A 15,566-nucleotide genomic window follows, 5' to 3' on the forward strand; every position below is an offset into this window, starting at 1 on the left:
GATTCTCAACTGCTTTACTTTAAAAACATATACCTTACCTAACATGCTAAAGAATAAAGTAGGTCTTATAGTAGGTCTATCAAACGAATACTCAATCGCATATAAAACCGCTGTACAGTGCCATAGTGCTGGAGCTACTCTCGCTCTTTCATGTCAAAAACAGCTTGCATCTCGTGCAATACCACTAGCTGAGAAAGTACAAGGAACATTATACGAATGCGATGCCATTGACGCTACTTCAGTTGATGAAATGATCAAACAGATTAAAGAGAAATTTGGCAAATTAGACTTTATTATACATAGCGTAGCATTCGCTCCTAAAGATTGCTTATCAGGACGTTTTTTAGATACTTCATATGCTGATTTTGCATTAACAATGAATACATCATGCTTTTCATTTATCTACTTAGCAAAAGTCGCATCAGAAATAATGCAAGATGGAGGAAGCATAGTTACAATGACATACTACGGCTCACAAAAAGTAATACCAAATTATAACATAATGGGAGTAGCTAAAGCAGCACTAGAGGCTAGCGTTAGATATGCCGCTTTAGATCTTGGTATCAAAAAAATACGTGTTAACGCTATCTCGGCGGGGCCTATCAAAACTCTAGCAGCTTCAGGGATAGGAGGTTTTAGCAAAATGCTTCACTGGGTGGAAAAAAACTCTATCATGAAAGAAAATGTAAGTGGTACAGATGTTGGAGATAGTGCAGTATATCTCGTAAGCGATATGAGTAAAAATGTCACAGGTCAAACCTTATTCGTTGACTCTGGCTATAGTGTCGTCGGTATGAAGCTGGAAGAGTAGTTAAAAAAAACAGGAGGAGAGTGCTAGCAGAACAATATTCACCTAATATAGTTAGTCCGTATTTCTCCTCCCTTGAATAAAAGTCAAACTAAATCATTCTTTGATTTAAAAAAGAAGTGATCGAGCGATATTTTATTCTCAGCCATTTTCTCTAGTATGAAATTCGTAGGAGTAAATTTGAGAATTTCTTGTAAATCTTTTTCGTCCACGGAAATTGTACCAAGATACTTTATGGTCAACTTCTTTTCTGTTACGAGAGTTTCTATCATAGCACTTACTATCGTCTTCAAACATTTTGAAGTTTTCTCTGTGCTGTAACCTATATCATTAGATACCTGTTGCAGCAACAACATAGAATTATTTGGTTCCATTTTAGATGTTTACGTTTATTATTACTTACTTTTAGATTGTAGTCGATGCACCAAGAGTATAACAGACATACAAAATCCGCATAATCATACAAACGAGATGTAATATTGCAACAATGCTAAAAGCTTCACTTCACGGAAGTATACTACAATCATCTATTTATCACAAGAGAAATATTATGTAGATATAAATTAAAAGTATAAAATATGTATGTAAAATCATATCACTCAACAAAGAAATATCGTCTCTCTTATTTCTTCTAGCTTTATTGTGAATTTAGTAAAAATTTTCCCTACTTTTTATCATTACTAACCATAGTAGAGTAATATTACGATTTTTTACCAAATATAAATGGAATTGATACGACATAAATTTAGAACTTTTAACACAATAAAAAATACACGCATAATAGCAGCTCGAACATCTTTTTATCATAAAATATAAATCCTATAGCTGCCATTTAACATTAAAGATAAATTTAATTATTATTGATATATTAGAATAATGTATATTATAATTAAACATATATCTTCATACTTGTTACGTTTTAAAATGCAAATCAATAACGGTAAGAATCCAAAAGTCTTCGAAGCAGTAGGGGATGAGGTTTCAAAAGGCATCGCGATGTCATTAGCTAAATTCAGCAATTCAAGATACAAAAAAATACAAAATAGACTTTTTATCAAGGCTACCCCAGATATAAAGGAAAATATCACAAAAACTACTGCGGAAATTTTGGAATTAACAAAAGAAAAGAAACGTAACATAGGAACTTCTCTAAAAGAAAGTCTTATAGAAAAAATGAAGCATAAAGTAAGCTCATTTAGGGAAAAATTACTACACAATAGTAATAATAAGGATAAACAAAGGTAAAAAAAACATTCACATTAACCTATGATAATTAGCAATTTTTTGAAATATAAAACCAATATAAGTGTTTTATATGAAGCATATTTATCTTCTATTACCCACCATGCAAAGTCACTTTAAATTTTCCGCAATACTATCTACTGATGAACCTTATCAACCTTGCATATCATATCAAATCATAGTAAATTTAATAGTTGTTATATGAGTACGAAGTTCTTTATGCTAAACTCCATTAAGGCGATTTTATTAGGGTGCCCTGGTAGTGGTAAAGGCACTTTAGGTCAAAGGATATCAACATTTTTTTCAATTCCGGTTCTCTCTACCGGAAAATTGCTCAGAGCACGCTTTCCACATGAAGAAAAAGATCATAGCAGTGGTATAGATAACGGAATGTTAATAGAAGATGAAAAAATAATAAGTATTTTAAAAGAAACATTAATAAAAAAAGAATATTCTCATGGAGTAATACTTGATGGATACCCTAGAACTATTAGACAGGCAAAACTACTAGATGACGAAACAAAAGAAAATGGAACTCATGTTGTAATACTTGATGTGATAGTAGATGCTAAAATCGCGATAAAACGAATCGTTGGAAGATTCATGTGTAGTGAATGCGATAGTATATATAACTTATTTTTCAAATTACCTAAGTCGAACAGTATCATTTTGACACACGACATGACTGTAAAAGATTTACTAAATGGCTCTTCGTTATGTAAATGTGACAATTGTGGTAGTGAAACATTCTACAATCGTAAAGACGATACAGAAGAAATAGCTCTAAAAAGGTACGAAGAATACGTCAAAAATACCCTACCACTTAGCGAATATTACAAAGACAGAAGACTGTACTTTAATTTTGATGGAAACAACTCGCCTCAATCTTTATACGATAAGGTACAAAAGATACTCCAGATTAGGAAAAACACACCAATACATTAATTTTCACACTATTCCTAATGCTATATGAAATTAGTATTTATGGGAACCGGAGAGTTTGCTTTGCATCCATTGTTAAAACTACTCAAAAGCAAGCATGAGGTTGTTGCAATATATACTAAATGCGGAAAAAATAATCCAATTTTAGATTTAGCATACAAGTACGACATTCAAGCCTTTACTCCAAACTCTTTAAAAAATGAAGAGCATATTATACAATTGACCAAAATTGCACCGTCTGCATGTATAGTAGCATCATATGGACTCATAATTCCGTCACTTATGCTTAGCATCCCACCAAACGGATTTATCAATATACATCCATCATCTCTACCTAGATGGCGTGGCGCAGCACCAATTCAACGTGCAATAATATCGGGCGATAAAAATATACAAGTATGCATTATGCAGATGGATGCTGGACTCGATACTGGAGATGTGATGCTATCTCAAACGGTTGCCATTGAGAACGAAACGTACTCCGAGATCTTACCAACCCTTTCTAACATAGGAGGTAATCTACTCCTTCAAGTCTTAGAACTAATACAAGAAAATTCAGTAACATTAAAAAAACAAACCGAAGTCGGAATCACATATGCCAATAAGATCAAGAACACAGAATGCATAGTAGACTACGGTAAATCTGGATATGAAATACATAACTTAGTAAGAGGATTACCCAAAGTTACAAGTGCTTTTTTAGCATTTCAGCAAAAAAGACTAAATTTAATTAAAAGTACACTTTTGAGATTCCAAAGTATTGAATATGAAGAATACTTGCATACAGCTCGAGTAATCTACAATTTGGAATTTTCTTCAAAGATCGAAACAAAATCTAAGTTAGAGTTACAAAACGCAGATCTTTTATTTGCTAAGAAAAAAGGAATAGGAATATATTTCGCACTTGACAAAAGCGTACTTCTACTTGAAAAAGTTCAACTCGAAGGCAAAAAAATTATGTCGGGACTCGATTTTTTAAATGGCTTATGGGGGAAAATGCATTTTTTTCACTTTATTTGTTTTTTTTTCATATAAAAGGTTGTTTGTTGCAAACCTTTCAGTAATATCTACGAGTATAAAAGTTTTTTTTTAAAGATGAAGAAATTCTTAGTAGCTGTATTGCTTTCTGTAGTTACTTTACTCAGCTCATGTAGTCCACAGAACACAGATCATAAGACTTCCGTTTCAGAAAATCCTGTACATAGAGTAAAGATAGTTCTTTTAGGAGCTCCTGGTAGTGGAAAAGGCACTTTTGGTGCAATGCTCTCATCTCAACTCAATATCCCAATACTTTCGATGGGTAGTGCGATGAGAGAGTACTTCAAATCATCTACAAATCCTGAAATAGCACAACTACAAAGTGGTAAGCTGCTGGATGATAAAACCGTCACTCAAATTTTGAAGCAGAAGTTACTAGAACCACAATACGCAAATGGTGTTATATTAGATGGATACCCACGAACAGTTGCTCAAGGATTAATGCTAGATGAAGCTTTGGGCGATAGAAATGGTTCTTTAATCATCGTAAATGTTAACGCAACTCTTAGTGCAATAGAAAAAAGAAGCTCTGGACGCTTTATGTGTGCAAAATGCGATGCAATCTACAACATATATTCTAGTTTACCGAAAGTGCATGATAAATCTCTTGATAGCGGTAAGATTACAAGAGAACAAATGTTAGCACGTAGTAATATGTGTACGTGTGATCACTGCGGAAGTAGTAAGTTTTATGCTAGAAAAGATGATACGCGTAAGGTGATATTATACAGGTATTGCGAATATCGAAAAAATACCCTACCTCTCATAAAGCATTATCAAAAGTATCAAGCTTTCTTTGATGTCGATGGCAACTGTGATATTTCTCTCTTATCTAAGCAAGCAATCGATCTAGCACAAAATTTACGCCCTCTTCTAGCTTTAAAAAAATAACATCCAGAAATTGGAAAATTATCTGAACATTTTTTATTGCTCACGTAGTTTTCCAAAGATCCTTTCATTTTATTATTTTTTTGTAACTTGAATATTATACGATATGCGTAATAAGAATTGGCAGTTTCTAAATCTATTGTGATACTTAAATGTCTATTTACTTCTTACGTCTCAATCTTTAAAATCGCCGCCTTAGATAGGATATAAGTTTGTATCTAACGCTCATAATTATTTTGTAAAGTCTTCACTTCCTTTTCTATGAGTAATACTAAAATTCTCGCAAATAGAACATTTCCCAACTTTCTATGTTTGCTTTTTTTTGTAGAAATGTGGGAACGTTTCAGTTATTACGGAATGAGAGCTCTACTCATACTATTTCTAACTTCGTATATCGGCATTACAGATAAGAAGGCATACGTTATATATTCACTTTTTGCAGCAGTGTCATATGCTGTACCGATTATAGGTGGTTATCTTGCAGATCGCATTATGGGCTTTAGGAAAATGGTCATAATAGGTGCTCTTATCATGACATTTGGACATACAGCATTAGCATTCTCTGGAATGGACTCATACGCAATATTTTTAGGGCTAAGTTTGATAGGAGTAGGAACGGGCTTATTTAAAGGCAATATAACTAATCTTCTCGGAGAGTGTTATCGTAATAAAGAAGAGGACAGAAGTACAGGATTTGGATTATTCTATGTTGGTGTAAATGTTGGCTCATTTCTAGCATCTATCTCATGTGGAATTGTAGCACAACAATACGGATGGCATTGCGGTTTTGGATTAGCGGGGTTTGGAATGTTCTTAGGATTAATAACATTTATTAAATTTCAATATGTTTTAGGAGATACAGGGAAAAGCCCTATCGATAACACAAAAGCAGCAAATATACTCCAATTTTCGGGAGTTATGGCATTTAGTATCATTCTTTCTCTTGTTTGTGCTACATCATTCGAAAATTCAGAATTATTCGTTAATGCACTGCAATATTTCGGCTGTGTGCTTCTTATAATATTTGGATATATCACTTATAAAACAGATACAAAGAACAGAGAAAATATGTACATTATAGCAATAATGATAGTTTTTTTAATGCTATTCTTTGCACTAGAAATGCAACTTGGATCATTGATCAATTTATTTACGGAAAGGAATGTTGCTAGTACTGTTTTTGGAATACAAATCCCAGCCGCTATCTCTCAAGCAATTAACCCAATCTCTGTAATTTTATTTGGACTCTTATTTAACACTTTTTTTAAAATGCGGAAGTCGCTAGATACTTTCAGAATATTAATTGGGATAATCGCAATCGCAGTATGCTTTTTCATACTTTACATTGGCTGTATGAACGCCGATTCTACAAGCCGTGTACATTACATATATCTTATAGTTAGTATATCTATTATGGGACTGGGAGAAATTTTTATTGCTCCTATAGTACAATCATACGTTTCTTTACTTGCCCCTCAAAAATATAAAGGGCTTATTATGGGAATAATGTTACTTTCTCTTGCTTTTTCTAATCTTGGAGGAGTGATAATCGCTGAATTTATGTCTATATCGAATGACAATGGATTACTCGCAGCATCTAACTCTCTTCAAATATATAAAGAAGGCTTCTTAAATATAGCTATTTTCAATCTTTATATAGCTGTAGCTTTTATTCCATTCGGCTTATATATTCACAGAAAACTGTCGCAAAGGAAGTGATTTTCTATAGAATCAACACAGATTAATAAAGGGTCGTTATCACAAATGAATAACAATCAAGAATCTTCGCTCTTTCTTACGTATTTTCCTCTAAAAACAATCAAATATGTAATTAATACTAATAGCCTTCTCCCTGAAAAATACACAAACTAAAAAAAACAAAGCATCAAATTGATATCACAAATTCCAAAACTCACCACAACATGGAGCAAAAATTAGTTTAAAAATCAATAATGTCATCATCTTCTTCTGAATCGTGCTCTATCTTTTGTTGTTGCCCTACATGCTCCAATTTTAATAGAGATGATGAATTACTTTGCAATACTACTTCAGTAACACTTCTTTTCTCATCTTGGCTACCTTTCCATAATCTAGTATGAACAGAACCTTCTATGTATAGCGCATCTCCTGCACGTACATTCTTCTTTATAAAATTAACAATCCAAGGAACAAAAACACATACTCTATGATACTCTTTCTTTGTTACTTTAGTTCTATCTCTCGTAATCCAATGCTCTACCGTATACAAGGTAAAATTCACTACCTCCTTTTCTTCACCCATTTTATCAGTTCCAGATGTTTTTCTGACTATAGGATCACGATCCACTATTCCAACTAACGTTATTTTATTTTTTGTTTTCATATTGTACAGCTACTTGTCTCAGTAAAAATATTTATTGAGTCTGATAATGTTACAAGAGAAAGTCAATATACAAAATAAGACATAGCGCTTACACCACATAAAATAGTACTCTGACTTTACTAATGTCTGCAACAAACGATAATTTACCTTTTTTCGTGCAGAAACTCTATTACGTCTGTTCGTACAAACTCTTGCATTATATCATACTCAAGAATATTGCTATGTTTCAATATTCTATTAATTGATATCGCAGCTCTTCTGAGTGCATATGGATCTTTAGTGCTAGAAGGTTTTATTCCAATCGCAAACATTTGATTCAGAGTATCCAGTCTATCACTTAAACTCAATATTATACCTAAAGCTGATATTGGAAGTATTTTATCTCCTCTACCTAATGGATGATAGTGCTCCTTAATTGCCATCACAACTTCATCACTTTCTCCATGCATTTTAGCATAATATGCTCCTATTATCCCTTGCAATTCTGGAAATTCTCTCACCATTTCTGTAGTTAAGTCCACTTTTGATAAAAAGCAAGCTCTCTCGATAGAGTTTAAATCTACTACAGTAAAAAAATCATCTTTTATTCTTAGTTCATCATACAATTTCACACAGATATCTTTCATTCTCTCTGCTTTTTGATACATCGAGCCTACTTTTTCATGAAATATCAATTCCTTAAGCTTGCTAATTAATAGATCAAGTGGAGCATTACACTCCTTCAGAAAAATGAAACTTGCATCTTCCAATCTAGCTTGTACTACTTTTTCATTACCTCGAATAATACTATCTACATCATAGTGCTCCGAGATGATATCGTTAACTATAATAAAATATGGGGCAATATCTCCATTTTCATACTGCAACATCATACATCTCTGATGATGCTTAATGGTCGTAATCAATACTTCTCTTGGCAATGACATATATTTTTCTGGTATTGTACCAAGTAGCACACTAGGAAATTCAGTAATTGCACTATTAACATACAACAACGTCTCATCTTCTATTACGCTTGTATAATTTGGAATAATTGATGATATAGCATTTTTGATACATTCTATACGTTCTGTATTCGATATAATAACGTTATATCTTTTCAAAATATTCACATAATCAGAGGAATGAGAGAGCGTAACACATTCACCAAAATAACTTCCAGAAAGAACCTCAAGACTACACTGTGTCATCACAACAGGTGCTATATATACGTCATTATTATATATTCTATGCCCAACTGTTTTATTAGATGAGTGCAAATGCCCTAACGTAAATGGTATTATATCTTCGTCATACATACATAGTACAGAATATAATGGTCTTACCCATTCTAACTCATAACTTCCCCATCTCATTGACTTCTCCCACTTATATGCTGTAATCGCATTACGTATTATTATCCCAAGATTTTCTAAGATTGCTTTTTTTCCATGTATTCTTTGATGATATATATAATTTACGCCATCACTCATTAAAGTATCTTTATTCGCTATTTCATGCTTTTTCATAAACGCAGTAAGTATGTCATCGTCACAACTAATTTTTGGACCCTTGATTATATCCTTCACTAAAACAAGTTCTGAATGAAGAGATGGTAAATAATCTATAAATAATGCTATCCTCCTTGTGGAATACAAATCATACGACACAATAATGTTGTCCTTGTGAAAATCATCGTGATTCTCATAGTAAGCTATAATAGCATTTACTATATTCTTTCCTATACCCTCAGCAGCTTTCTTCTGCATACTCATTGGTATTTCGCCAGATAAAAGTTCTAAGACTAAAGAAGCCATGTATTTTTATAATGTATGATGTAATTCTACTTAGATACCATTTTCTCCATATGATGTCATACAATATTTCCAGATATCTTCATATCATATACCTGTAACAGAAGTAGCTCTTCATTTGATAAAAGATATGATGTAGTTGGAATCTATTTTACTACTAAGAATCCAATTTTTTTTAATAAAATCGTATTTCGTACCATGAACATTATATAATTGATATAACGGATACATAGTATCTATTAACTCCGATGGTTTTACATAATTACACCAATCATGAGTTCCTTTAGGAACAAGATTTAAAACATATTCTCCTAAAAAAATAGTTTTAATATATGAGAGTATAGTCCTATTAATAGAAGAGATAATGACAACTTTTGCCATACTGTTTTCTTTTATCCTCTGAAGTAAAACTTTCCATTCCTCCACATGCTCTATACTCTCCATTACCAATAATACGTCAAAATAACATTTTGTATTCAAAAAAGTGAGTGCATTCTCACAAATAAAATTCACTGCAACATTCTCTTTTTCAGCTAACTTAAAAGCATAATAAATAGAATTTTCACTTTCATCTACTCCCGTCACATCAAATCCTAATTTTGCAAGTGGTACAGATAGTATCCCTCCTCCACAACCTAAATCTAGTATTTTTAATTCTTTGGAAGTGGCAAAAATCTCTCTCAGCACTCGTATTACATATTCTACTCTCATAACATTCATACGATGAAGCATTTTAAAAGCTCCATCGTTTTTTTCCCATTCTTGAGCAATTTTATCAAAACATTCGTATTGCATATTATCTAAACTTCTTTGTACATAACCATTATATAGCACTAAAACATAGCTAAAGCACGTATACCTAATGTGTAGCTTATTTGGTGGTTTATTTGTCCGTTTATCTTCATTCTTACGGTATTATCGTAGGTAGCTTGATATCTGGTATATTGATTATTATTACTCTCGTATATGTAATAAGAATAGTTATTTATATCGCCAGCCATAGGTGTAGTTCCTTCATTTGAAAATACAGCTTCTTTCATATTTGTATCACTTAAAGCAGAACAGTTAGTAATCTGACAGCTACCATTATTCGGTACATACATATATTGGATAGGTATTTTGTTAACACTTAGCGTATTAGTGCTTTGTTTTAGATCAGCTTTTGGGGAAATATATTGATTCTTAGACTGTAAAACTACAGGTGTTGTAGCATTTATAGAGCCAAATACCTCTAACTGCACATTACTAAATCTTGTTGCAAGACCTCCAGTAAATGAGGTAACTATACGAATATCATCAGATGTTCTTATTTCTTCATCGACATAATCAGAAAGAGATTCTTGTACTACAGTTTCTTTCCCAGGAAAAGCTACAACTCCATATTGTCCATTTTCTTGACAACTGATGGATAAATATGTGCAAGAATAAGATTTTTCAAAAAATACTCCACAACCTGTTCCAACACACATATTCTGATTACCTACACCATCAGACCAACACGGAGAAGCTGCAGTTGGTGTCACGGAACATTCATGCACAAATGATGCTGTTTGACACTTATTTGAAGTAGGGCTACTCCAACCTATATCACCTGGAGTTTCTATACATTCACCACCTAAAGAAAATGCAGAACATATCAGATCTGTATTAACAAGGTTACTTTCACCAAGTTTCGATGCTGAAAATGATATATTTTTACCACTTGGTTTACTCCATCTACTGTCAATAGCTCTAGCAATTGCATCGGTCATCTGACCACTATCGTTCATGACCTTCACACTGGAAATCTCATATATCTGATCTAACATCCCTATCTTTATTCCAACAAAAGGCCTTATTCTTTTTTTATTGAAATATTTATTGACCCCAATACTGGTAGTAAAACTGTTAATGAGTAACTGATTAGCAAAAGTAAGATTCTCTCCTTTTATTTTATCACTAAAAAAATCTATACCAGCAAATGCACTAAATGAACCAAACATACGGCCAACTCCAAATGTAAAACCTAGTGACTGAATATCACTCTTTGTAATTGAATTAATCTCACATGAAGTTACACCTGCAGTAGTCTCGTATTCTAATCCCTTATTCAGTCCAATAATTGGTGAGATATTAACTATACCTCCACCAAAAGTGAAATTTTTTCTTTCCTCGAAAAAATAATCTGTATCATCAACCGCCGAAATAGAAGTAAACGGTAATAACAGGAAAAGTAACCCGACAATATACATACGGGATTACAAAAAGCACTTATACCTCAGATAGTAAAAAGTCTTGTTAAAAAAAGAAAGTGAAAAATACTTTTACCCTAATAAATGTCTCTTAGAAGATATTATCTAATTATCTGGTACTTTCTTTGTTTAATGCATGAAGAACGTTTTGTATTATTTCCTCTTCCTTTGGTAAAGTAGCACTCTCGAGATTCTCTGCATATGGAAGTGGAATATCAATACTAGCTACACGACGTGGTGGCGAATCAAGAAAATCAAAAGCATATTCCAATGCTATCATACTGATTTCAGCTCCAATTCCGCACTTTGGCCATCCTTCTTCTACTGTGACTAAATTATTTGTTTTCTTGACAGACTCAATTATCGTAGCAGTATCTATAGGACGTAACGTAATAAGATCGATTACTTCGCATGATATACCATATTTGGATTGAAGAATTTCACTTGCACGTAAAACTCTTCCAACTTGAATAGAAAACGTCACTATCGTAATGTCAGTTCCCTTTTTTACTACCCTAGCTTCCCCTATTTTTGGTGGTATATAATTTTCTGGCATAACATGCTCTTCATTATAGAGAATTTCATTTTCTAAGAACACAACAGGATTTTTATCTTCTACAGAAATTTGCATCAAAGCTTCAAAATCATAGGAAAAATACGGCGCTACAACTTTCAATCCTGGAACGTGAGCATACCATGATGCATAGCATTGCGAATGTTGTGCACCAACCCTAGACGCCGCTCCATTTGGCCCTCTAAATACGATTGGACATGTAATAGTGCCACCAGACATATAATGCAACTTAGCACATGAATTTACGATCTGATCTATCGCTTGCATAGCAAAATTAAAAGTCATGAACTCCACTATCGGCAATAATCCACTCATCGCCATTCCAGCTCCGATACCTGCAAAACCATGCTCTGTTATTGGCGTATCTATCACTCTCTCTTCACCAAATTCCTGAAGAAGACCACTGCTTACCTTATAAGCTCCTTGATACTGTCCTACTTCTTCTCCAAGCAGTACGACGTTACAGTTATCACGCATACTTTTAGCAATTCCATCTCTTATAGATTCTCTGACAGACTTCATGAGTTAGTTACAAGATGTCAACAAGACTTAGTTAAGGTACCAAAATAACTAAAAGATTCAACTCAATAATCTATGTCATGGAGCTTTCCTCTAAATGCGATGTGTACTATCACGGTATAACTTAAAAGCAAAGGCACAAATATTAGTGCTGATATTAATATCGCTATAAGAGATTTTTCATGTGCCGCACCATCTACAAGTAAGATATTATAAGGAGATATATATGGATATACTACCATTGCGGAAAAAGCGAAGAATGTAGCAAAGAAGAAAAATATAGCTATTAAAGTCACAAAATTAGCCCAACTATATATAAAACGCCACACATACGCCGCAATACAACCAGCTACAATATGCATTGCAATCACGGTAGCACCACAATACCTCATTTCTATCAACCTTTCCCACATTATTTCATTTTTATGAAACAGTAACGCATATGCTAACATCGCAAATAATACAAATCCATATAGTGAACCAATTATATTTCCAGAATGCTTTTTATAAGCTGAAAAATCGATAACTACCGATTTTTGCGTACACGTTATCCACAATTCCCCTAGAATCGCGAAAGCCATTATAAACGCCATCCCACCGCTACAACACGCAACAAATTCCACTATGCCATCACTAAATCCGCTAATATAGTAGAATATCATATGACCTATAGCAAAACTCATGCCAAAGGAAGAAATCATAAAAATGTTACTCCATAACGAATAATTCGCCGTCTTCAGTCGCAACTCAAATGATACACCTCGTAGTATAAGAAAGAAAAGCAATACAAAAATATGAATATAAAGCTTACCTAATATTTCACCATGTGCTTTAGGGAAAGCTATTGTGATAAGTCCTACATATAACACTAACCACGTCTCATTAGCATCCCAAAAAGGTGCAATTGAACCAATGATACTATCTTTTTGAACACGAGATTTATATCGCACAAGCAACATACCAACACCTAAGTCAAAACCATCGAGGATACAGTAAGCACATAGTGCAAAAACCACAAGAAACCCAAAAATATCGGGAAGATGATTTTGTAGTATATAGGTTATCATACAGCAATTATTTTATTAATTTTTCTATCACCTCAAGTGATATATCACTCTTTAATGGCACACCATTAAGTATTAAATATGGTGTATACTCTATCTTCAACTCCTGTTTTCCTTGAAACGACTGTTTTACCACCCTACGTTTAAATAAATCACTTGATTTGCAATGCTCTATTCTACTTTTAGGTATGTTATTGAACTCCAGTATCGATATCATCTTTTTTTTATAATCTCCAAAAATCCAAGAAAGCTGATTCTTGTATAAAATGTCTATTGTTTTGAAATAGAGTTCATGGCTTTCATGGCCAATACATAATGATAAAGCCGCTGCATCGAGAGACTGAGTATCAAGAGGAAATGGTCGATATATGTATAACATCTTGCCAGTTTTGATATACTTCTCCAGTATCTGAGTAAATAAAGAAGCATGATAATGAGCACAGTGAGGACACGTAAGTGAAGAGTACTCTATCATCACATTCTTTGCTTTCAGATCTCCAATATAATAATCATCATGCATTTTATTGAATAGTGGAGAATTGGTGATCACAGCATGCTCTCCAACAGAAGCTGTCGCTGTAGAATATGCATCATTAAATGCAAAAAGTAGATATACAAAATACAGTACAACCATCAAAAAGCACTGCAGATTTCTCAAAAAAAGCATACTTCAAGATAAAACGCCACTAATAGCTAAGTAACAGTATCTAAACTCTACACACGAAATTCAATAGAAATTTTTTATTATATACAACTAATCTTGGAACTTTATCTGATTCCTAAGACGTAAAATCGTGATAATATTGACGATCATTATAATTCCTCCTGAAATACTCATTATCAACATCACGTCTTCTTGTTCTTGAAAAGCGAAAACACTAAACGCCATTATTGCATACACTATATACAACGCTCTGCCATATTTACTATTTATGTAAGATGCTGCTTTCTGCCCTACCACAAAATACCCTATAATAGTACTAAAACCAGAGATTACGATTACTACAGTGATATAAAATTCTGTAAAAAATGCTGGCAGAAATTTTTCAAGAGAAAAAGAGACATATTGAAAATGACTCAATCCTTTTTGTTCAAAAGCTCCACCCAGTTTCGCAATCAAGAGACTTATTATTGATATGACTGTATCGGTAAACAAAGAGAAGAATGTCGTTCTAGCATAAGAAGCTGGAGATTTAATGATCTTAGCTTCGCTGTGAACAACTGAGTCGTACCCCATTCCTATATCGCCTGAGTATATCCCTCTCGCAAAGCCATAATGTATAGCTATAACAACTCCAACTATATTCCACTTTTCTCTGGGAAAATCATAAAATTTAGTCCCTTGATATAGGATTTCATATAATATCTCAGGAATGGCAGAATAATTTACTGCTACTACGTATATTCCGATCCCGATATACGATACTAATAATACTGGCATCATAATGGCGCATATTTCACTAAGCCTTTTTACTCCTCCAAGAGCACTAGCCATTACACAACATAAAGTCACCACAACTATAATTGCTTTATCAACTCCTAATAACGTAGAAATGCTATCCGTGATAACTAAGAATTGTACAACCTCTACTCCATACACACACATCAATAGAGATATTACCAAAGGCAATATTATCCTCCACACGCTACCTTCAGCGAAACTCGCAGCAATGTAGTACATCAATCCACCATCATATCCATCACCATTTTTTTTCTTAATCCTATATCGTATCGCAAGGTAAACCTCACAATATTTTATAATCATCCCAATAAAAGAAGCCAGTAACATCCACAAAATACTCCCCATTCCTCCAAATGTTACGGCTCCCATTATTGTAACTATATTACCTACTCCAACCATCCCTCCAATTGAAGAGAAATATAACTTCCATGGAAGTAGTCCATAAGATGAGTCAGATTTATGAGAAGTTATGTCAAAAATTTCAGCTATATTTTTGATTGGATTTTTTAATGTACGCATCTGTAGGAAACGCGCTTTATAAGTGAGATATATTCCTCCAATTAAAATTACGAATATCCCTAAATACTCCCATATGAAACGATCTATCCATGCAAAAAGCGAAAAAATACATCCCATAAATCTA

At 33.3% G+C, this 15,566-nt stretch carries 15 protein-coding genes; 6 read left to right on the forward strand and 9 right to left on the reverse strand.

All coding sequences use genetic code 11. The features are described 5' to 3' along the window. Window positions 1-43: 43 nt before the first annotated feature. Window positions 44-811, forward strand: coding sequence for an enoyl-ACP reductase FabI (locus Fokcrypt_RS00280; protein WP_323722214.1), 768 nt, complete (start codon window positions 44-46; stop codon window positions 809-811). A gap of 83 nt (window positions 812-894) precedes the next feature. Here Fokcrypt_RS00280 and Fokcrypt_RS00285 read toward each other — a convergent pair whose 3' ends face one another. Beyond that, the gene (locus Fokcrypt_RS00285) at window positions 895-1,182 is read right to left on the reverse strand and encodes an HU family DNA-binding protein (RefSeq protein ID WP_323722215.1); all 288 of its coding nucleotides are present in this window, start codon (window positions 1,180-1,182) and stop codon (window positions 895-897) included. Window positions 1,183-1,732: 550 nt separating this feature from the next. Between Fokcrypt_RS00285 and Fokcrypt_RS00290 the strand changes: the two genes are divergently transcribed. The 5 genes from Fokcrypt_RS00290 (at window position 1,733) to Fokcrypt_RS00310 (ending at window position 6,637) form a co-directional block, all read left to right on the forward strand. After that, window positions 1,733-2,053 carry a hypothetical protein gene (locus Fokcrypt_RS00290; RefSeq protein WP_323722216.1) on the forward strand — a complete coding sequence of 107 codons (321 nt, stop codon included), beginning with the start codon at window positions 1,733-1,735 and terminating at the stop codon, window positions 2,051-2,053. 198 nt (window positions 2,054-2,251) lie between these two features. Next, window positions 2,252-2,995, forward strand: coding sequence for an adenylate kinase family protein (locus Fokcrypt_RS00295; RefSeq protein WP_323722217.1), 744 nt, complete (start codon window positions 2,252-2,254; stop codon window positions 2,993-2,995). Window positions 2,996-3,019: 24 nt separating this feature from the next. Next, window positions 3,020-4,027: a methionyl-tRNA formyltransferase gene (locus Fokcrypt_RS00300; protein WP_323722218.1), complete on the forward strand. Its 1,008-nt coding sequence runs from the start codon at window positions 3,020-3,022 to the stop codon at window positions 4,025-4,027. Between the two features lie 60 nt (window positions 4,028-4,087). Beyond that, window positions 4,088-4,921, forward strand: coding sequence for an adenylate kinase family protein (locus tag Fokcrypt_RS00305; RefSeq protein WP_323722219.1), 834 nt, complete (start codon window positions 4,088-4,090; stop codon window positions 4,919-4,921). A 258-nt stretch (window positions 4,922-5,179) separates the two neighbouring features. Further along, a complete protein-coding gene (locus Fokcrypt_RS00310) occupies window positions 5,180-6,637 on the forward strand; it encodes a peptide MFS transporter (protein ID WP_323722220.1) in 1,458 nt (485 codons plus the stop codon). Window positions 6,638-6,857: 220 nt separating this feature from the next. Here the strand turns inward: Fokcrypt_RS00310 and ssb are convergent, their stop codons facing one another. The 8 genes from ssb to Fokcrypt_RS00350 form a co-directional block, all read right to left on the reverse strand. Beyond that, the gene (gene ssb, locus Fokcrypt_RS00315; RefSeq protein WP_323722221.1) at window positions 6,858-7,280 is read right to left on the reverse strand and encodes a single-stranded DNA-binding protein; all 423 of its coding nucleotides are present in this window, start codon (window positions 7,278-7,280) and stop codon (window positions 6,858-6,860) included. Window positions 7,281-7,423: 143 nt separating this feature from the next. Continuing rightward, the gene (gene glyS, locus Fokcrypt_RS00320; RefSeq protein WP_323722222.1) at window positions 7,424-9,076 is read right to left on the reverse strand and encodes a glycine--tRNA ligase subunit beta; all 1,653 of its coding nucleotides are present in this window, start codon (window positions 9,074-9,076) and stop codon (window positions 7,424-7,426) included. A 111-nt stretch (window positions 9,077-9,187) separates the two neighbouring features. Continuing rightward, window positions 9,188-9,907 carry a bifunctional 2-polyprenyl-6-hydroxyphenol methylase/3-demethylubiquinol 3-O-methyltransferase UbiG gene (gene ubiG / locus Fokcrypt_RS00325; RefSeq protein ID WP_323722223.1) on the reverse strand — a complete coding sequence of 240 codons (720 nt, stop codon included), beginning with the start codon at window positions 9,905-9,907 and terminating at the stop codon, window positions 9,188-9,190. After that, window positions 9,907-11,304, reverse strand: a complete 1,398-nt coding sequence (locus Fokcrypt_RS00330; RefSeq protein WP_323722224.1) for a hypothetical protein — start codon at window positions 11,302-11,304, stop codon at window positions 9,907-9,909. The genes ubiG and Fokcrypt_RS00330 overlap by 1 nt, the downstream gene beginning before the upstream one ends. Before the next feature lie 109 nt (window positions 11,305-11,413). After that, window positions 11,414-12,400: a pyruvate dehydrogenase complex E1 component subunit beta gene (locus Fokcrypt_RS00335; protein WP_323722225.1), complete on the reverse strand. Its 987-nt coding sequence runs from the start codon at window positions 12,398-12,400 to the stop codon at window positions 11,414-11,416. Window positions 12,401-12,462: 62 nt separating this feature from the next. Then, on the reverse strand, window positions 12,463-13,464 hold the full coding sequence (locus Fokcrypt_RS00340) for a cytochrome d ubiquinol oxidase subunit II (RefSeq protein WP_323722226.1): 1,002 nt from the start codon (window positions 13,462-13,464) through the stop codon (window positions 12,463-12,465). A 7-nt stretch (window positions 13,465-13,471) separates the two neighbouring features. Then, window positions 13,472-14,095, reverse strand: coding sequence for a thioredoxin domain-containing protein (locus tag Fokcrypt_RS00345; protein WP_323722227.1), 624 nt, complete (start codon window positions 14,093-14,095; stop codon window positions 13,472-13,474). A gap of 120 nt (window positions 14,096-14,215) precedes the next feature. Next, window positions 14,216-15,559 carry an alanine:cation symporter family protein gene (locus tag Fokcrypt_RS00350; RefSeq protein ID WP_323722228.1) on the reverse strand — a complete coding sequence of 448 codons (1,344 nt, stop codon included), beginning with the start codon at window positions 15,557-15,559 and terminating at the stop codon, window positions 14,216-14,218. Window positions 15,560-15,566 lie beyond the last annotated feature (7 nt).

The sequence above is a fragment of the Candidatus Fokinia cryptica genome, from assembly GCF_034359305.1.
In the GTDB taxonomy this organism is placed as follows: Bacteria; Pseudomonadota; Alphaproteobacteria; order Rickettsiales; family Midichloriaceae; genus Fokinia; species Fokinia crypta.